Raw genomic sequence first — 19669 nt, 5'->3', positions numbered from 1 at the left:
GAAAAAGCCCGGCATCTGCCGGGCTTTTTTGTGCCTGCCTGGGTCAGGAAGGGGCCGCATTGCGGCCCCCGAGGCTTACGCCACTTCGGCAGTGGTCTCGTAGTCGAAGACCAGTTCGCCATCGCGCAGGTCCACGTGCACCACCCCGCCATGCTCGGCCAATTCGCCGAACAAAATCTCCTCGGCCAGAGGCCGCTTGATCTTGTCCTGAATCAGTCGACCCATCGGCCGCGCACCCATCTGCACGTCGTAGCCCGACACCGCCAGCCAGCCACGTGCCGCGTCGCTGACCTCCAGAAGCACACGCTTGTCCTCAAGTTGCGCCTGCAGTTCGATGAGGAACTTGTCGACGATACTCTTGATGGTCTCGGTGCTCAGACGGCCGAACTGGATGATGGTATCCAGGCGGTTGCGGAACTCCGGCGTGAAGCTCTTGCGGATAACTTCCATGGCATCGGACGCATGGTCCTGGTGGGTAAAGCCGATGGACGCTCGCGCAGCGGTTTCAGCGCCCGCGTTGGTGGTCATGATCAGGATCACGTTGCGGAAGTCGGCCTTGCGCCCGTTGTTATCGGTCAAGGTCCCGTGGTCCATGACCTGCAGCAGCAGGTTGAAGACTTCCGGGTGGGCCTTCTCGATCTCATCGAGCAGCAACACGCAGTGCGGCTGCTTGGTGATGGCTTCGGTCAACAGACCGCCCTGGTCGAACCCGACGTAGCCAGGCGGCGCACCGATCAGGCGCGACACGGTGTGACGCTCCATGTATTCGGACATGTCGAAACGCACCAACTCGACACCCAGCGCCTTGGCCAACTGACGCGCTGCCTCGGTCTTGCCCACGCCGGTAGGGCCGGCGAACAGGAACGAACCGACAGGCTTGTCAGGCGACTTGAGCCCTGCGCGCGACAGCTTGATGGCGGTCGCCAGCGAGTCGATGGCCGCGTCCTGACCGAACACGGTCAGCTTCAGATCCCGCTCCAGGTTACGCAGCAGCTCCTTGTCGGAACTGCTGACATGCTTGGGCGGAATACGGGCGATCTTGGCGACGATGTCCTCGACCTGAGGCACGTCGATTCGCTTCACGCGATTGGCCTCAGGCTGCAGGCGCTGGTAGGCGCCGGCTTCGTCGATGACGTCGATGGCCTTGTCGGGCATGTGCCGGTCATTGATGTAGCGCGAGGCCAGCTCCGCCGCTGCACGCAATGCCTCGTCGCTGTACTCGATGTTGTGATGGCTTTCGAAGCGCCCTTTGAGGCCGCGCAGGATACCGACGGTGTCCTCCACGGAAGGCTCGCTCACATCGACCTTCTGGAAGCGCCGCGCCAGCGCCCGGTCCTTCTCGAAGATGCCACGAAATTCCTGGAACGTCGTGGAACCGATGCAGCGGATTTCGCCCGACGACAACAATGGCTTGAGCAGGTTGGAGGCGTCCATGACACCGCCAGACGCTGCGCCGGCACCAATGATGGTATGGATTTCGTCGATGAACAGGATGGCCTGTGGCCGCTTGCGCAGTTCACCGAGCAGCGCCTTGAAGCGCTTCTCGAAGTCGCCGCGGTATTTGGTACCGGCCAGCAAAGCACCCAGGTCGAGTGAATAGACCACGCTCTGGGCCAGCAGATCGGGCACCTGACCGTCGACGATGCGCTTGGCCAAACCTTCGGCAATGGCTGTTTTACCCACGCCGGCCTCACCTACCAGCAGGGGATTGTTCTTGCGGCGACGGGCGAGGATCTGTGCCACGCGCTCGACTTCCTGCTCGCGCCCAACCAACGGGTCGATACGCCCGGCGCGGGCCAACTCGTTGAGGTTGCTGGCGTAGGCGTCCAATGGATTGCTCGAAGAGGTGGTTTCACCGCCCTCATCGTCCGGCATTTCCTGGTCGCTGTCTGAATGCGGCCCATGGCCGGGCACCTTGGAGATGCCGTGGGCAATGTAATTGACCACATCGATGCGGGCCACGCTCTGCTGCTTGAGCAGGAACACAGCCTGGCTTTCCTGTTCGCTGAAGATCGCCACCAGCACATTGGCACCGGTAACCTCGCGCTTGCCGGAGCTCTGGACATGGAACACGGCACGCTGCAGCACACGCTGGAAGCCCAGGGTCGGCTGAGTCTCGCGGTCTTCGTCGCTGACGGGAATCAAAGGGGTCGTAGAATCGATGAACTCTTGCAGATCATGCTTGAGCTTGTCGAGATTGGCGCCACAGGCGCGCAGAACGGTCGCGGCAGCCTCATTGTCAAGGAGAGCCAGCAGCAGATGCTCGACCGTCATGAACTCATGACGCTTCGAACGGGCCTCCTTGAAGGCAAGATTGAGGGTGACTTCGAGCTCGCGGTTTAACATAGCTTCACCTCATACCCAAGTGGTCGGCGATTAACCGTCCTTCTCGATTTCACAGAGTAGCGGATGCTGGCTTTCCCTGGCGTATTGGTTGACCTGCATGGCCTTCGTTTCGGCGATGTCGCGGGTAAACAATCCGCATACTGCCCGCCCCTCGGTATGGACGGTCAGCATGATCTTGGTCGCCAGCTCGCGGTTCAGATTGAAGAACGTTTCGAGCACTTCGACGACGAAATCCATCGGCGTGTAGTCATCGTTGAACAAAACCACCTTGTACATAGGTGGCGCCTGCAGGATCGGCTTGGCTTCCTGAACCGCCAGACCAGCGCCATCGTCCTCGTTGGATTGAGGGCGATCCTGATTGAATGTTAGTCGAATCTGGCTGTGTGCATGCATGGAAAGAATTTCATCACATCGACAGGATAAGGTTATGGGTTGACCCTGCAGCAAGCGATACGGCCTGGCCGCTGCATGACCTTGACTATCGGCAAAACGGTGTTACAACCAATAGGAACACACCGTGGTCAATAAAGATCCGCGCAACCAGCCCGATTTTTTCGAAGGCTCATTGGCGGATGATGTGGATGATACTCCAGTGATGGAGTCCTTGCAGAGGGACATAGGGATGGCAAACGGTAAAGTCAAGTGGTTCAACAACGCCAAAGGGTATGGGTTCGTGGTCGAGGATGGCAAGAGCGAAGACCTCTTCGCCCACTTTTCCGCTATCCAGATGGACGGCTACAAGACCCTCAAGGCGGGGCAGGCAGTTCATTTTGATGTCATTCAAGGCCCCAAAGGCCTGCACGCTGTCAATATCCGCACCCAAGAGGCTGCCCAGGCGCTGCTACCTGACTCGACACTGGCTACCACTGTGAGTGCGTGACGCCGGTACGTCCATCCTTGAAGGATCGCACGCGTGTCGACCACCAGCGTGCGGCCTACCTGTACGCATGAAGTTACAACTCTGTTATCAAGACTTCCCTCCGCTTCTGCACGACCCGCGAGGCTGCCGCATGCGACAACCGGTCACATTGTCGCTACGTCTTTGGTCTTATAAATGGGCCGATATCACTCAGTCTTGATGATTAGGCTGATTGGTTTGATATACTGCCCCGCGACCGCAGGGTCACCGGGGCGATCCCTAGGAAAATGCGGACCGTCCCAGGCCATCTCAGGCCACTAAGCCCGGGTTGTTACCGCAGCTCGGCACTTGACGCTCGACTGATGCATCCACCATCACAGCTCGCAGCCTCTCGACTTTCCGCCCATGGCGCTGCCAGGGCGGTGTGCCTACCCGGTGCACCACGAGACTCGAGCACGCTCAGCACACAGAGAGTTAGCCCGCATGCCCACCCGTTCCAAGATCATCTATACCTTCACCGACGAAGCTCCTGCCCTCGCCACCTACTCGCTGCTGCCGATCATCGAAGCCTTCACCGCTTGCGCTGACATTGCCGTCGAAACCCGCGACATCTCCCTGGCAGGCCGTATCCTTGCAGCCTTCCCGGAGCAACTCGGCGCAGAAAAACAGGTAGGCGATCACCTGGCGGAACTGGGCCAACTGGCCACCACCCCTGAAGCCAACATCATCAAGCTGCCGAACATCAGCGCCTCGGTACCGCAGCTCAAGGCCGCGATCAAGGAGCTGCAAGGCAAGGGCTTCAACATCCCGGACTACGCCGACGAACCGGCCACCGCCGAGGAAAAGGAATCGCGCGCCCGCTACGACCGCATCAAGGGTTCGGCCGTGAACCCGGTCCTGCGCGAAGGCAACTCCGACCGCCGCGCACCGCTGTCGGTCAAGAACTACGCACGCAAGCACCCTCACAAGATGGGCGCCTGGGCGGCCGACTCCAAGTCGCACGTGGCTCACATGAGCCAGGGCGACTTCTACGGCAGCGAGAAGGCTGCACTGATCGAGGCTGACGACAGCCTGCGCATCGAGCTGGTCGGCGCCGACGGCACCACCACCGTCCTGAAAGAGAAAACCGCCGTCAAGGCAGCTGAAATCATCGACTGCGCCACCATGAGCCGCAAGGCCCTCAAGGCCTTCGTCGCCGAGCAGATCGCCGACGCCAAGGCATCGGGCGTGCTGATGTCGGTGCACCTCAAAGCGACCATGATGAAGGTTTCCGACCCGATCATGTTCGGCGTCATCGTCGAAGAATTCTATAACGATGTACTAGCCAAGCACGCGGCTGCCCTGGCCGAAGTCGGCTTCAATGCCAACAACGGCATCGGCGACCTGTACGCCCGCATCAAGGACCTGCCCGCCGAGAAGCAAGCCGAAATCGAAGCGGACATCCAGGCCTTGTACGCCGAGCGCCCTGCCCTGGCGATGGTCAACTCCGATAAAGGCATCACCAACCTGCACGTGCCGAGCGATGTGATCGTCGACGCCTCGATGCCGGCCATGATTCGTGATTCGGGCAAGATGTGGAACAGCGCCGGCGAGCTGCAGGACGCCAAGGCGATCATCCCGGACCGCTGCTACGCTGGCATCTACCAGGCCACCATCGAAGACTGCAAGGCCAATGGCGCCTTCGACCCGACCACCATGGGCAGCGTGCCGAACGTTGGCCTGATGGCGCAGAAAGCCGAGGAATACGGCTCCCACGACAAGACTTTCCAGATCAAGACCGATGGCGTCGTGCGCGTTGTCGACACCAAGGGCAACCTGGTGCTGGAACAGAAGGTCGAAGCAGGTGACATCTTCCGCATGTGCCAGGTCAAGGATGCACCCATCCAGGACTGGGTCAAGCTGGCCGTCAACCGCGCCCGCCTGAGCGATACCCCGGCCGTGTTCTGGCTGGACCCGGCTCGCGCCCACGACAGCGCCATGATCGAGAAGGTGCAGACCTACCTCAAGGACCACGACACGTCCGGCCTCGATATCCGCATCATGTCCCCGGTCGAGGCCATCAAGTTCTCCCTGGCTCGCATCCGCGAAGGCAAGGACACCATCTCGGTGACCGGCAACGTGCTGCGCGACTACCTGACCGACCTGTTCCCGATCATGGAACTGGGCACCAGCGCCAAGATGCTGTCGATCGTGCCGCTGATGAATGGCGGTGGCCTGTTCGAAACCGGCGCTGGCGGCTCGGCCCCCAAGCACGTGCAGCAGTTGGTAGAAGAGAACTTCCTGCGCTGGGACTCGCTGGGTGAATTCCTGGCCCTGGCCGCTTCCCTGGAGCACTTGGGCAACACCTACGAGAACCCACGCGCCAAGGTGCTGGCCCAGACGCTGGACCAGGCAACCGGCAAGTTCCTGGACACCAACAAGTCGCCTTCGCGCAAGGTCGGCGGCATCGACAACCGCGGCAGCCATTTCTACCTGACCCTGTATTGGGCACAAGCACTGGCCGCCCAGGACGACGATGCAGCCCTGAAAGCTCGCTTTGCCCCTCTGGCCAAGGCCTTGAGCGACAACGAAGAAAAAATCGTTGCCGAACTCAACGCTGTCCAAGGCAAGCCAGTGGACATTGGTGGCTACTATGCCCCTGACGCCGACCTGACGGCCAAGGTCATGCGCCCAAGCCAGACCCTGAACAGCGCCATCGCCGCCCTGTAAGGCTCGCTTGACGTAACCCACGAACCCCGGCCACGCACCGGGGTTCGTGCTTTCTGGGCCGCACAACGGCCAACTCGCTCACCTTGGAGCACTGCATGACCTGGCACCCTCATATCACCGTCGCCACCGTTGTCGAAGACAACGGCAGGTTTCTGTTCGTCGAAGAGTTCAAGGCCGGGCGCCACGTCTTCAACCAACCTGCCGGCCACCTCGAACCCAATGAAACCCTGGCCCAGGCGGCGCTGCGTGAAACCCTGGAAGAAACGGCCTGGGAGGTGGAGCTGACCGGGCTGGTGGGTATTTACCTGTATACGGCGCCGAGCAACGGCGTGACCTACCAGCGCATCTGCTTTGCCGCCCGCCCTGTCCGGCATCGCGTCGACAGCCCCCTGGACAGCGATATCGAGCGCGCCTTGTGGCTGACGCGTGACGAGCTGCTCGCCGATCCGGCGCGCTGGCGCAGCGAACTGGTGCCTCGCTGCCTTGACGACTACCTGCAGGGCCCGCTGCACAGCCTTGACCTGCTGCGCGACTGACGCGCCGCCGCGGGTTTGGTAGTATCGGCGTTTTTCCTCTTGATCTACATCGGTAACCATGACCAGCCCAGCACTCAAAGACCCCGCCAAGACCCGCGTCATCGTCGGCATGTCCGGCGGCGTGGACTCTTCCGTCTCCGCCCTTCTGCTCATGGAGCAGGGTTACCAGGTGGAAGGGCTGTTCATGAAGAACTGGGAAGAGGACGACGGCACCGAATACTGCACGGCCCGTGAAGACCTGGCAGATGCCCAAGCGGTTTGCGACCGCATCGGCATCACCCTGCACACCGCCAATTTCGCGGCCGAGTACTGGGACAACGTGTTCGAGCACTTCCTCGAGGAATACAAGGCCGGCCGCACCCCGAACCCCGACATCCTTTGCAACCGCGAGATCAAGTTCAAGGCCTTCCTGGACTATGCCCTGTCCCTGGGCGCCGACCTGATCGCCACCGGTCACTATGTTCGCCGTCGCGACACCGGCGAACTGACCCAGCTGCTCAAAGGCCTGGACCCGAACAAGGACCAGAGCTATTTCCTGCATGCCGTGGGCGGCAAGGAAATTGCCCGCACCTTGTTCCCGGTGGGCGAGCTGGAAAAACCCGAGGTGCGCGCCATTGCCGAGAAACACGGCCTGGCCACGGCCAAGAAGAAAGACTCCACCGGCATCTGCTTTATCGGTGAGCGACGTTTCAGCGACTTCCTCAAGCAATACCTGCCGGCCCAACCCGGCGACATCGAAACCACCGACGGTGAAGTGATCGGTCGCCATCATGGCCTCATGTACCACACCATCGGCCAGCGCCAGGGCCTGGGTATCGGCGGCCTGAAGGATGCTGGGGACGAGCCTTGGTACGTGCTGCACAAGGACCTGACGCGCAATGTGCTCGTGGTCGGCCAGGGCAATGAACATCCCTGGTTGTTCTCCCGCGCCCTGCTGGCCTCCGAAATCTTCTGGGTGAACCCGGTCGACCTCGATAGCCCGCGCCAGCTCACTGCCAAGGTTCGCTACCGACAACACGACCAGCAGTGCACCCTGCACCGTACGGCCACCGGCTATCGGGCCGTCTTCGACGAGCCGCAGCGCGCAGTTACCCCTGGCCAGTCGGTGGTGTTCTATGACGGCGAGGTGTGCCTGGGCGGTGGCGTGATCGAAGCAGCCGAGCCGTGGAGCCCACGCTCGTGAACCGCGTGCAGGAACAGTTGATTGCGCTGGGCGGCGTATTCCAGGCAGCCGTGCTGGTGGACCGTATCGCCCGTACCGGGCAGGCCAGCGAAGCTGATATCGGCTGCATGCTGGGCAGCCTGCTGGTGCGTGATCCCAAGGATACGCTGGAGGTCTTCGGTGGCGATGACCTGAACTTGCGCGACGGTTACCGCGCGCTGGTCGGGGCATTGGAGCGCGACCCCAGCAGCCTGCAGCGCGAGCCTTTGCGTTATGCCTTGTCGATGCTGGGCCTGGAACGGCAGCTGAACAAGCGCGGCGACCTGCTCGAGACCATCGGTAACCGCCTGCCGCAGATCCAGTCCCAGGCCGATCACTTCGGCCTGGTGCACGAGAACGTCATCGCGTCGAGCGGCGCGCTGTACCAGGACACCTTGAGCACCTTGCGTCAGCGCATCCAGGTGCACGGCGACATGCGCTTCCTGCAGCAGCCCAACAACGCCTCCAAGATCCGCGCCCTGCTGCTGGCCGGTATCCGCGCTGCACGGCTATGGCGCCAGCTCGGTGGGCACCGCTGGCAGCTGGTGTTCAGCCGACGCAAATTGCTCAACGAGCTGTACGACATGATGCGCACAGCGCCCTGAAACCCAGCCTCACACATTCGGGCGCACAGACGCGAACGCGCCTGGCTGACCACACTCCTTGCAGGAGGGGCCTTGTGCCCCGACGCGCGCTGACAGAGATCAGTCAATGGCGTTGCTCCGCCACCGGATCGGTGCAGCGCCCACTCAGCAAACCGAGCAGATTGAAGCAACCTTTGGTCAGCCCCCCGACTCCAGCGCATTTTTAATGTATGATATGCGCCCTCCAAAAGCCTGACTGTCCGAGAACACCCCATGCAGCTTTCTTCGCTCACTGCGGTTTCCCCTGTAGACGGCCGTTACGCCGGCAAAACCCAGGCCTTGCGCCCCATCTTCAGCGAATTCGGCCTGATCCGTTTCCGCGCCCTGGTCGAAGTGCGCTGGTTGCAGCGCCTGGCCGCCCACCCGCAGATCAGCGAAGTGCCGGCGTTCTCCGCCGAAGCCAACGCGCTGCTGGACAACCTGGCCACCGATTTCAAGCTCGAGCACGCCGAGCGCGTCAAAGAAATCGAGCGCACCACCAACCACGACGTCAAGGCGATCGAATACCTCCTCAAGGAGCAGGCCGCCCAGCTGCCTGAGCTGGCCAAGGTCAGCGAATTCATCCACTTCGCCTGCACCAGCGAGGACATCAACAACCTGTCCCACGCCCTGATGCTGCGCGCCGGTCGTGACGAGGTGCTGTTGCCGCTGATGCGTCAGATCGCCGACGCCATTCGCGCCCTGGCCCACGCCCATGCCGATGTGCCGATGCTCTCGCGCACCCATGGTCAGCCTGCCTCCCCGACTACCCTCGGCAAGGAGCTGGCCAACGTCGTGTACCGTCTGGAACGCCAGATCGCCCAAGTCGCTGCCGTGCCGCTGCTGGGCAAGATCAACGGCGCCGTGGGCAACTACAACGCCCACCTGTCGGCCTATTCGCAGATCGATTGGGAGCAGAACGCCCGCGCCTTCATCGAAGACGAGCTGGGCTTGCAGTTCAACCCCTACACGACTCAGATCGAGCCGCACGACTACATTGCCGAGCTGTTCGACGCCATCGCGCGCTTCAACACCATCCTCATCGATTTCGATCGGGACGTGTGGGGCTACATTTCGCTGGGCTACTTCAAGCAGAAGACCGTTGCCGGCGAAATCGGCTCCTCGACCATGCCGCACAAGGTCAACCCCATCGACTTCGAAAACTCCGAAGGCAACCTGGGCATCGCCAACGCCCTGTTCCAGCACCTGGCCAGCAAGCTGCCGGTTTCGCGCTGGCAGCGTGACCTGACCGACTCCACCGTGCTGCGCAACCTGGGCGTGGGCTTTGCCCACAGCGTCATCGCGTATGAAGCCAGCCTCAAAGGCATCGGCAAGCTCGAAGTGAACCACGCCCGTATCGCGGCCGACCTGGATGCCTGCTGGGAAGTGCTGGCCGAGCCGATCCAGACCGTGATGCGTCGATTCAACATCGAGAACCCCTACGAGAAGCTCAAGGAGCTGACCCGCGGCAAGGGCATCACCCCGGATGCTCTGCTGAGCTTCATCGATGGGCTGGACATGCCCGCCGAAGCCAAGGCCGAACTCAAGCAACTCACGCCCGCTACCTACATCGGTAACGCGGCTGCGCAGGCCAAACGCGTCTAACGCGCGCTCTGCGCCCAACGCCCGGCCTGGCCGGGCGTTTTTATTCCCGTCTGAAAATTACGTTTTTTCAATAGGTTGAAGATGAATCCTGATACTCCACTGCAGCTGCTGGGCGGCATTACAGCCCGTGAATTCATGCGCGACTACTGGCAGAAAAAGCCGCTGCTGGTGCGCCAGGCATTCCCCGATTTCATCAGCCCCATCGATCCGGACGAGCTGGCTGGTCTGGCGCTGGAAGATGAAGTCGAGTCCCGTATCGTGCTCGAGCACGGCGCACACCCGTGGGAAATGCGCCGCGGTCCGTTCAACGAGGACACGTTTGCCGAGCTGCCGGAAAAAGACTGGACGTTGCTGGTACAAGCCGTCGACCAGTTCGTGCCGGAAGTGGCAGAGTTGCTGGAAAACTTCCGCTTCCTGCCCAGCTGGCGTATTGACGACGTCATGATCAGCTTCGCTACCCCAGGCGGTAGCGTGGGCCCGCACTTCGACAACTACGACGTGTTCCTGCTGCAAGGCCACGGGCAGCGTAACTGGAAGATCGGGCAGATGTGCGACAGCGACAGCGCCCTGCTTGAGCACAGCGACCTGCGCATCCTGGCCGATTTCGAGCAAAGTGACGAGTGGACCCTGGAGCCTGGCGACATGCTTTACCTGCCGCCGCGCCTGGCTCACTATGGCGTTGCCGTGGACGACTGCCTCACCTACTCGGTCGGTTTCCGCGCACCGAGCGCCGCCGAAGTGCTCACTCACTTCACCGACTTCCTCGGCCAGTTCCTGCCGGACGAAGAGCGCTACAGCGACGCCGATGCACAGCCAGTCAGCGACCCTCATCAGATCCAGCATGATGCCCTGGACCGCCTCAAGGCGCTGCTGGACAAGCACATGGGTGACAAGGACCTGCTGTTGACCTGGTTCGGCCAGTTCATGACCGAGCCGCGTTACCCCGAGCAGATCGTTGGCGAGGAGTTGTCCGAGCAGGAGTTGCTCAATGCCTTGCAGCAGGGCGCCATCCTGATCCGCAACCCGAGCGCCCGCATGGCCTGGTCCGAGTTCGACAGCGACCTGCTGCTCTTTGCCAGCGGCCGTAGCTGCCCGCTGCCTGGAAAGCTGCGCGACCTGCTCAAGCTGGTGTGCGCTGCCGACGCCCTGCACAGCGAGAACCTCGGCCAGTGGCTGCAGGATGAAGATGCATTGATGCTGATCCAGCAGTTGGTCAAGCAAGGTAGCCTGGGTTTTGCCGATGAATAAGATTCGGGTGCGCCTGGCCGATTGGGTCAAGGACAACGCCGACATTCGCCGCATCCGTGAGGCGGTGTTCGTCGCCGAGCAGCACATACCGGTCGAACTGGAATTCGACTCCGAAGACCAGGATGCCTTGCACTTCCTGGCACTGGAGGGCGACTACCCGATCGGCACCGCACGCTTGCTCGCCGATGGCACCATCGGCCGAATCTCGGTGCTCAAGGACTGGCGCGGCCTGAAAGTGGGCGACGCACTGGTCAATGCCGTCATCGCCGAAGCGCAGGCCCGTGACCTTAAGCCTCAACGCCTCAGCGCGCAGGTGCACGCCACACCGTTCTACGAGCGGCTGGGTTTCAAAGTGGTCAGCGAAGAGTTCCTCGAGGCCGGCATCCCTCACGTAGACATGGTGCGCGAGTCGCACTTGCCTTCTTGAAGCGTGCCAGGCCTGTTCGCATCTGACCCCGGCATGCCGGCGCGACCGCCGCTCTTGTCCCCACAGGAGCGGTTCAAGCTCACGCGCGTACACGTCCCCGCCAGGCGCCGGCTTGCCGGCGACAGGCTGACCGTTAGCCGTATTCAATCGCGCTGCTAACGTACCGATCCTGTGCCGGCTCACATCACCGGCACATCCGGATACGCCTCGCACTGTACATCCATCCACATAAAACTTGCCTACTTCGTTGCGCACCCGCATCCTAGCGCTCATCTCCATCGATGAAGCGTCAATGGTCATGCGGCTGTTTCTGTGTGAAAAACCCTCTCAGGCAAAAGACATCGCCAAAGTGCTCGGCGCCAATCGCAAAGGCGATGGCTGTTGGCAAGGCACCGACGTGTGCGTGACCTGGTGCATTGGCCACCTGCTGGAAACGGCCCCACCCGACAGCTATGACGAGCGCTACAAGCGCTGGAACCTGGCCGACCTGCCGATTATCCCGCAACAATGGAAAATGCTGGTCAAGCCCAAGACCGCCAGCCAGTACAAGGCGGTCAAGCGCCTGCTGGGAGAGGCCCGCGAGCTGATCATCGCGACCGATGCCGACCGCGAAGGCGAAATGATTGCTCGCGAGTTGGTCGAACACTGTCGCTACCGTGGCCCGGTGCAACGCCTGTGGTTGTCCGCGCTCGATGATGCGTCGATTCGCAAGGCCCTGGCCCGCCTGCTGCCGGGGCATGAGACCTTCAACCTTTATCACTCGGCGCTGGGCCGTTCACGAGCCGACTGGCTGATCGGGATGAACATGAGCCGACTGTTCACCCTGCTCGGTCGTCAGTCCGGCTACCAGGGCGTACTACCAGTGGGTCGCGTGCAAACGCCGACCCTGCGCCTGGTGGTAGATCGAGACCGCAGCATCGCACAGTTCGTGCCCGTGCCCTTCTGGGCCATCGACGTGCGTCTAAGTCATGCCAACCAGGCGTTCATGGCCCAGTGGCGGGCGCCGGAGGACGTCTGCGACGACCAGGGTCGGTGCCTTAACCAGGCGTTGGCGCAGCAAGCGGCCGCCGCCATCGAGCAGGCCGGCGTTGCCCAGGCCGTGAAAGTCGCAACGGAACGTGTGCGCGAAGCCGCGCCGCTGCCCTTTGACCTCGGTACTCTGCAAGAGCTGTGCTCGAAGAAGTTCGGCCTCGGCGCCCAGGAAACCCTGGATATCGCCCAGGCGCTTTACGAGACTCACAAGCTGATTACCTACCCGCGCAGCGACTGCGGTTACCTGCCGATGAGCCAGCATGGGGAAGCGCCCGCCATTCTTGCGGCGCTACAGCGGGCTGATGCCAGCCTGGCGCCCTTGCAACCTCATCTGCAACCCCAGCGCCGTTCACGCGCCTGGAACGATGCCAAGGTCAGTGCCCACCATGGCATCATACCGACGGTCGCCGCCAGCGACCCAGGGCGCCTGCCGGCCAAGCACAAGTCGGTGTATACCCTGATCCGCGCGCGCTACCTGGCGCAGTTTCTACCTCACCATGAGTACGACCGCACCCAGGCCGACTTCGACTGCGCCGGTCATGCCTTGCGCGCCGTGGGCAAGCAGATCGTCGAGCCAGGCTGGCGTCGCGCCCTGCCGGAGGCCTTGACGCCGGCCAAGGGCCGCGAAGCCGCCCCGCCCCAGGTACTCCCGGCGTTGCGCGAAGGCCAAGCGTGCTCGGTCCAGGATGTCCAGCTCAAAGACCTGTGGACCCAACCCCCCAAGCCCTTTACCGAAGGCGACCTGATCAAGGCCATGAAGAACGTGGCCAAGCTGGTGGACGACCCTCGGCTCAAACAAAAGCTCAAGGAAACCACTGGGATCGGTACCGAAGCCACCCGTGCCAGCATCATCCAGGGCCTGCTGGACCGGGGCTACCTGGTCAAGAACGGCAAGGCGCTGGCGGCAACGCCTGCTGCCTTCAGCCTGATAGACGCCGTCCCCCGTGCTATCGCCGACCCCGGCACCACTGCCATCTGGGAGCAGGCACTGGACATGGTGCAAAGCGGCGACATGAGTCTGGAAGAATTCGTGGCCCGGCAATCGGCCTGGATGGGCAAGCTGGTAGAACGTTGCAGCGGTCTGCGCATGACCATTACCGGCCCGGCGGCGGGCGCAGCCCCGCCCTGGAAGAAAAAGCGCAGAAGCGGCGGCAAGGTCCGGTCAAGTACAGGCAAGGCAGCAGGTGCCAAAGGTGGCGCAGGTAAAGCCAGGCAACCGAGGAAGAAGTCCACCTGAGCCTGTGGATGCAGGCTACAGCGGGCGGATTGGGCGGCCTCTGCTACATTTCCCTGGATCTATTCGCCTGTGGAGTTGCCCATGAGCCCGGACTTGGAACGCACGCCTGCCCAAACGAGCTTCCCGGACGTACTCGCTGAGGTTCGCGCCTTTCGTGCCCAGTATCCCGGCGTGCGCCATGTCGACCTCATCAGCCTCGACATCCCAGGCCACTTTTACGGCAAGCGCTACCCGATCGACATGCTTGAGAAGGTCGCCGCCGGCAGCCCGCTCAAACTGCCCCAGAACGCAGTGCTCCTTGGCACCCAGGGTGGCCTGTTCCAGATCGGCGACTACTGCTTCAACGACGGCGACCCTGACGCCCTGCGTCGGCTGGTGCCCGGCACGTTGAAGCCCGTCACATGGGAAGCGCACCCTTTGGGGCAGATGCTGATCAGCAGCGACGCAACGCCAGCCCCCATTGCGTTCGAACCCCGAGAGGTGCTGGCGCGGGTTCTGCAACGCCTGGCACGCCGCGGCATTCATCCAGTCGTGGCGTTCGAGCTGGAGTTCTACCTGTTCGACCGCGCGCTCACAGCGGGCCTGCCACAGTTTCCCCGCGATCCTCTGAGCGCCGATGAAGACGACCAGCCCAACTTGCACATCGAGCGCTTGAGCCGCTTTGCAGAGGTACTGCATGACATGGTTGCCACAGCCAATGTGCAAGGCGTGGATGCTAACGTCATCACCGCCGAGCTGGGGCCAGGCCAGTTCGAGATCAACTTCGGACACTGCAACGATGGGCTGCAAGCGGCAGACTGGGCGGCGTTGTTCAGCCGTAGTACGCGCGGTGTCGCACGCAAGCACGGCCACCGCGCCTCGTTCATGAGCAAACCTTACTTGCATGCGCCCGGCAGCGGCATGCATGTGCATGTCAGCCTGTATGACGAGGGGGGCAACAACCTGCTGGCCGCCGATGGCCAGCGTCCGCTGCGCCAGGCGGTAGCCGGATGCCTGTCTCTGCTGCCTCAGTGCATGCCGATCTTCGCCGCCAACCACAATGCCTTCCGCCGTTATGGCGCCATGGTCAACGCCGCCAGCCGGGCCAGCTGGGGATACGAAGACCGCGATGCCTGTATTCGCATTCCAGAATCCGATGCCCGCAACCTGCGCATCGAACATCGCCTGGCCGGCGCCGATGCCAACCCCTACCTGGTGCTGGCCGCCATCCTGTGCGGTCTGGAACAGGGCCTCGACGCCGCGCAGGACCCTATCGCACCGTTGAACGAAGACCGCTCCAGCGGCATCGACTTTCCCAAGGACATGCTCAGCGCAGTAACGGCCATGCAGCACGCGCCTGCGGTTATCGAAGGCTTGGGGGCCGAATTCGTCAGGGTGTATTGCGAGAACAAGCGCCAGGACCACTTGGCGTTTATGCAGGAGATCAGTGCTCGGGAGTACCGCTGGTTTTTGTGATCAGAGCCAGCTGACGCTGGCGCGGGTCCCTTGATCGATACCCGCGTTGGCACTTGCGCGGTCGGGGTATTAACATGTCCGGCTTATCACGCGGCGTTTTGTCGCATACCGTCTCATTGCCTGCCAGATTCCCATGCCCTTCGAACTTACCGTAGAACCCTTGACCCTGCTCATCCTGGCAGGGGTCGCTTTCGTCGCCGGTTTCATCGATGCCATCGCTGGCGGCGGCGGCCTGCTGACCACCCCCGCCCTGCTGACAGCCGGCATGCCGCCTCACCTGGTACTGGGCACCAACAAGCTCAGCTCCACGTTCGGCTCGGCCACGGCCAGCCTCACCTACTACAGGCGCAAGCTCTTTCACCCGGCTCAGTGGCGTCGGGCCCTGTTTGGCACCTTGGCCGGGGCCCTGCTAGGGGCGGTCGTTGCGCACTACATGCCTGCCGAGTGGCTGAACAAGATGCTGCCGGTGATCGTGTTCGCCTGCGGCCTGTACCTGTTGTTCGGCGGCACGCCAAAGGCGCCACTGGACGCCGATGCCCCGATTCGCAAGAAGTGGCAGCTGCCGCAAGGCCTGACCTTGGGTTTCTATGACGGCGTGGCTGGGCCGGGTACAGGTGCTTTCTGGACGGTCAGCACCCTGCTGCTTTACCCCATCGACCTTGTCCGCGCCAGTGGCGTGGCCCGCAGCATGAACTTCGTCAGCAACATCGCAGCCCTGACGGTGTTCGTGATTTCCGGGCAGGTGGATTACATCGTCGGCCTGTGCATGGGCCTGTCGGTCATGGTCGGCGCCTTCTTTGGCGCCCGGACGGCGATCAGCGGCGGTAGCAAGTTCATCCGTCCCGTATTCATCACCGTGGTGCTGGCCCTGACCGTGCGCCTGGCCTGGCAGCACTGGTTTGGCCAGGCGTGATCAGCCAGGAACTGCACGCGTAAGGGACTGGGGTCTCGACCTGGAGCGAGCCTGATCGGTCACTGCCCGGGGAACGCAGGGTCGGCACGGCCCAATCGGCGGGCTACGTACAGGTCGATCAGGTAACGGGCAATCGACCGTCCAGCCGGCAGCGGCGGTAGATCGTGCACATTGAACCAGCGGGCATCCTCGATTTCATCCGGCTGCATGACGATGGCGCCCCCGGCGTATTCGGCATGAAAGCCCAGCATCATCGAGTGCGGGAAGGGCCAGCACTGGCTACCCACGTACTGGATGTTCTTGACCTCCAGCGCCACTTCTTCGCGCACTTCGCGCACCAGGCAGTCTTCGGCCGACTCGCCGGGTTCGGCGAAGCCCGCCAGGGTGCTGTACACGCCTGCCACGAAGCGCGGCGAGCGCGCCAGCAGGATCTCGTCGCCTCGTGTGATCAACACGATCATGCTGGGCGAGATGCGCGGGTAGCTGCGCAGGTCGCAGGCCCTGCAGTGCATGGCCCGCTCCCAGCGAATTTGCGTCATGGGCTGACCGCAACTGCCACAGAACCGGTGCTCGCGCGCCCAGGTGCCGATCTGCGCGGCGTAACCCAGGATCGTGTATGTCTCAGCATCCCCTTCGAGCATGAACGTGCGCAGGCCCCGCCAGCTGCAACCGGGTACCTGGCCGGCACTGGCCAGCTCAAGCAGAAATACCGGCTGGCCATCGAAGTGACCGATGCCGTGCTCGCACAGCACATCCAGCCCCTGGCCCTTGAGCCAGTCGCGCGGGAACAACGCGCCCTCTTCCCCGACCAGAAAGCCCTCCGGGCTGTGGGCCACGGCCAAGCCGGCGGGCGTTTGCGGGTCGAGTACTGCGGTCGTCCAGCGTGCTGACATAAGGGCATTCCTGTAAGGTGCGCCCGTCGACTCTGTCAGTCGGCGAACGACGGTTTGTGTTTGTTCATGTGCGCGGCCATGGCCAGGCGCATGTCTTCGGACTGCAACATCGCCGCATTCCAGGTGGCGATGTACTCGAGGCCGTCGTCGATGCGGTGATCGCGCATGTAGCTCAGCATGTGCTTGGTACCGGCCACGGCGATCGGTGATTTGGCTGCGATGTCCCGGGCAATGGCGAACACACCCTCGAGCAAGGCGGCTTGATCATCGTAGACCCGGTTCACCAGGCCGATGCGCAGCGCCTCCTCGGCCTCGACGGTACGTCCGGTGTAGGCCAGTTCTCGCATGATGCCGTCGTTGATGATGCGTGGCAAACGCTGCAATGTGCCGACGTCCGCGGCCATGCCCATGTCGATTTCCTTGATGGAGAACTGCGCGTCACCGCTGCAATAGCGCATGTCGCAGGCTGACAGCAGGTCGATGGCTCCGCCGATGCAGTAGCCCTGTACTGCCGCCAGCACTGGCTTGCGGCAGCGGTCGACGGCGTTGAACGAGGCTTGCAGGGCCAGGATGGTCTTGCGCAGCGTGCGGGCGTTGCGCGCAGGGTCCTTGCCCATCTGCCCGGCGACCGAAGCCAGCATGGCCAGGTCGATGCCGGCCGAAAAGTGCTTGCCAGCACCGCTGATGACCACGGCCCGGACCGCGTCGGTGTCGTCCACCCACTGGAAGATCTCGATGATTTCCTCCCAGAACGCGGCATTCATGGCGTTGAGTTTTTCCGGGCGGTTGATTTGAACGTGGGCAATGTTTTCGTTCAGCTCTACCTTGAACGCGCTGTATTGGGTCACGGGCGACACTCCTGTGGGCTCTGGCAATGACAGCGATGGTAGCGCAGCCCGGTTGCCGTGCGTCTGCCAAAAGCGGGACTGCGGGACTAGGCGGACGGCTCAGGCCAAGCAACGCGCGTACAACTTTTGCCCGAGGCTGGCATCGAACCTGTGTAAGCACTCACTCTCAGGAGAAACACAATGGCGATACGCAAGGCATTGATGCTTTCCTGCATGGCCCTTGCCCTGGTTGGCTGCGCCGGCAACGATCACCCTGCCCCACCACGCACGCAGCAGGTCGACCTGCAACGCTATCAGGGCACCTGGTACGAGCTGGCACGGCTGCCGATGTTCTTCCAGCGCAACTGTGTGCAGTCAGAAGCTCACTATGCCCTGCGCACCGATGGCCGCATCGATGTAACCAACCGCTGCATGGAGAAGGACGGGCAGTGGAACGAAGCCAAGGGCATCGCCGAAGCTCAGCAGCCGGGCAGCACCGACAAGCTCTGGGTACGCTTCGACAACTGGTTCAGCCGCCTGGCGCCTGACCTGACCAAGGGCGAGTACTGGGTGCTCTACCACGACAAGGACTACCGCGTAGCGCTGGTCGGCCATCCTAACCGCGAGTACCTGTGGCTGCTGTCCCGCACCCCGGCCATTCCGGACAAGACCCGTGACCAGCTGCTGGACATCGCGCGCGAGCAAGGCTATGACACCAGCAAACTGGTCTGGCGCCAGGCTGACAGCACGGGCGTGGAGTAAGACTTTGATGGCGCATGACAAGGAGTAGACATGGACCTGCTGTTTCTGGGCACCAGCGCCGGTGCCCCGACCAAGGCCCGCAACGTCAGCGCGACGGCGCTGCTGGAGGCCACGGGCAAACGCTGGTACTTGATCGACTGCGGTGAGGGCACCCAGCATCGCCTGTTGCACACACCGCTGTCGACTCAGGACCTGGGCGGCATTTTCATCACTCACGTACACGGCGACCACTGCCTGGGTTTGCCCGGCCTGCTGGCCAGTGCGAGCATGAACGGGCGGCGCCAACCCTTGGATGTGGTGTTGCCCCGGGCCTTGCACGAGTGGTTGCGCATCAGCCTGGCGGTGACCGACAGTCATCTGTCCTTCGATCTGCGGCTGTTGCCCGTCGAAGATTTCAATGGCTGGCACAACGCAGCCGTCACGGTGAGCACCGTTACTTTGTCACACCGCGTGCCCAGCGTGGGCTACCTCTTCGAGGAGCGTTGCCCCGAGCCACGGCTGGACAGCGTGCGCCTTGACGCCGAAGGTGTCCCTCGCGGGCCATTGTGGGGGACGCTAGCAAAAGGCCTGGCGGTGAGTCACCAAGGCCGTGAGCTGCAAGCGGCGGACTACCTGCAGCCTGGTCGAGCTGCCCGCCGCATCATTGTTTGCGGCGACAACGACACGCCCGAGCTGTTGGCCGAGGCTGCGACAGGTGCCGATGTGCTGGTGCACGAAGCGACCTTTACGCAACCTGCGGTGGAAAGATCTGGCGTGACCTATGGCCACAGTACTGCGGCGGCAGTGGCTCGCTTTGCCCAAGCCGCCGGGGTGCGTAACCTGGTGCTGACGCACTTCAGTGCGCGCTACCAGACTGACAATCGGCGCAGCCCTTCGATCGATGACGTAAGGCAGGAGGCTGCCCTGCATTATGCTGGCAACCTCACGTTAGCCGTGGATCTTCAGCGGTATCATTTGGGGCGTGAGGGTGTGTTGTTGCCTGTCGATTGAGCGGAC

General features: G+C 62.6%; 17 protein-coding genes. 13 read left to right on the top strand and 4 right to left on the bottom strand.

From position 1 onward, the window contains the following. Positions 1-75 precede the first annotated feature (75 nt). Together clpA and clpS are read right to left on the bottom strand one after the other, a co-directional pair. Positions 76-2346: an ATP-dependent Clp protease ATP-binding subunit ClpA gene (gene clpA, locus B2S33_RS12945; protein WP_023534842.1), complete on the bottom strand. Its 2271-nt coding sequence runs from the start codon at positions 2344-2346 to the stop codon at positions 76-78. 30 nt (positions 2347-2376) lie between these two features. Then, positions 2377-2739 (bottom strand): ATP-dependent Clp protease adapter ClpS, encoded by a 363-nt coding sequence (clpS, locus tag B2S33_RS12940; RefSeq protein ID WP_023534830.1) that lies wholly within the window; start codon positions 2737-2739, stop codon positions 2377-2379. A 229-nt stretch (positions 2740-2968) separates the two neighbouring features. On the opposite strand from clpS, the gene cspD reads away from it, so the two are divergent. The 11 genes from cspD to B2S33_RS12885 all read left to right on the top strand — a co-directional run bounded on the left by cspD (position 2969) and on the right by B2S33_RS12885 (position 16191). After that, on the top strand, positions 2969-3226 hold the full coding sequence (cspD, locus tag B2S33_RS12935) for a cold shock domain-containing protein CspD (RefSeq protein WP_088523364.1): 258 nt from the start codon (positions 2969-2971) through the stop codon (positions 3224-3226). A gap of 462 nt (positions 3227-3688) precedes the next feature. Beyond that, complete coding sequence (locus B2S33_RS12930) at positions 3689-5914, top strand: NADP-dependent isocitrate dehydrogenase (protein WP_027916189.1); 2226 nt, start codon at positions 3689-3691, stop codon at positions 5912-5914. 95 nt (positions 5915-6009) lie between these two features. After that, a complete protein-coding gene (locus tag B2S33_RS12925; protein WP_027916190.1) occupies positions 6010-6450 on the top strand; it encodes an NUDIX hydrolase in 441 nt (146 codons plus the stop codon). 58 nt (positions 6451-6508) lie between these two features. Then, positions 6509-7633, top strand: coding sequence for a tRNA 2-thiouridine(34) synthase MnmA (gene mnmA, locus B2S33_RS12920; protein WP_027916191.1), 1125 nt, complete (start codon positions 6509-6511; stop codon positions 7631-7633). Beyond that, positions 7630-8256: a high frequency lysogenization protein HflD gene (gene hflD / locus B2S33_RS12915; RefSeq protein WP_027916192.1), complete on the top strand. Its 627-nt coding sequence runs from the start codon at positions 7630-7632 to the stop codon at positions 8254-8256. The genes mnmA and hflD overlap by 4 nt, the downstream gene beginning before the upstream one ends. A 252-nt stretch (positions 8257-8508) precedes the next feature. After that, complete coding sequence (purB, locus tag B2S33_RS12910; protein ID WP_023534849.1) at positions 8509-9879, top strand: adenylosuccinate lyase; 1371 nt, start codon at positions 8509-8511, stop codon at positions 9877-9879. Positions 9880-9960: 81 nt separating this feature from the next. Further along, positions 9961-11127 carry a cupin domain-containing protein gene (locus tag B2S33_RS12905; RefSeq protein WP_049695763.1) on the top strand — a complete coding sequence of 389 codons (1167 nt, stop codon included), beginning with the start codon at positions 9961-9963 and terminating at the stop codon, positions 11125-11127. Then, positions 11120-11554, top strand: a complete 435-nt coding sequence (locus B2S33_RS12900; RefSeq protein ID WP_027916195.1) for a GNAT family N-acetyltransferase — start codon at positions 11120-11122, stop codon at positions 11552-11554. Before B2S33_RS12905 ends, B2S33_RS12900 begins: the two co-directional genes overlap by 8 nt. A gap of 298 nt (positions 11555-11852) precedes the next feature. Further along, a complete protein-coding gene (locus B2S33_RS12895) occupies positions 11853-13823 on the top strand; it encodes a DNA topoisomerase III (RefSeq protein WP_288650429.1) in 1971 nt (656 codons plus the stop codon). Between the two features lie 81 nt (positions 13824-13904). Further along, a complete protein-coding gene (locus B2S33_RS12890; RefSeq protein WP_033695163.1) occupies positions 13905-15278 on the top strand; it encodes a glutamine synthetase family protein in 1374 nt (457 codons plus the stop codon). A gap of 133 nt (positions 15279-15411) precedes the next feature. Then, positions 15412-16191, top strand: a complete 780-nt coding sequence (locus B2S33_RS12885; RefSeq protein ID WP_027916198.1) for a TSUP family transporter — start codon at positions 15412-15414, stop codon at positions 16189-16191. Positions 16192-16250: 59 nt separating this feature from the next. Here B2S33_RS12885 and nudC read toward each other — a convergent pair whose 3' ends face one another. Both nudC and B2S33_RS12875 read right to left on the bottom strand, forming a co-directional pair. Then, positions 16251-17084, bottom strand: coding sequence for an NAD(+) diphosphatase (gene nudC, locus B2S33_RS12880; protein WP_027916199.1), 834 nt, complete (start codon positions 17082-17084; stop codon positions 16251-16253). A 35-nt stretch (positions 17085-17119) separates the two neighbouring features. Beyond that, positions 17120-17932 carry a crotonase/enoyl-CoA hydratase family protein gene (locus B2S33_RS12875; RefSeq protein ID WP_027916200.1) on the bottom strand — a complete coding sequence of 271 codons (813 nt, stop codon included), beginning with the start codon at positions 17930-17932 and terminating at the stop codon, positions 17120-17122. Positions 17933-18112: 180 nt separating this feature from the next. Between B2S33_RS12875 and B2S33_RS12870 the strand changes: the two genes are divergently transcribed. Together B2S33_RS12870 and B2S33_RS12865 are read left to right on the top strand one after the other, a co-directional pair. After that, positions 18113-18673, top strand: coding sequence for a lipocalin family protein (locus B2S33_RS12870; protein WP_027916201.1), 561 nt, complete (start codon positions 18113-18115; stop codon positions 18671-18673). 30 nt (positions 18674-18703) lie between these two features. Beyond that, positions 18704-19663: an MBL fold metallo-hydrolase gene (locus B2S33_RS12865; protein ID WP_288650427.1), complete on the top strand. Its 960-nt coding sequence runs from the start codon at positions 18704-18706 to the stop codon at positions 19661-19663. Positions 19664-19669 lie beyond the last annotated feature (6 nt).

The sequence above is a fragment of the Pseudomonas sp. UBA5568 genome (genome assembly GCF_002425525.1).
Classification (GTDB): Bacteria; Pseudomonadota; Gammaproteobacteria; order Pseudomonadales; family Pseudomonadaceae; genus Aquipseudomonas; species Aquipseudomonas fulva.
The sequence above is the reverse complement of the archived record's forward strand: the minus strand, read 5'-3'. Positions and strand labels throughout refer to the sequence as shown.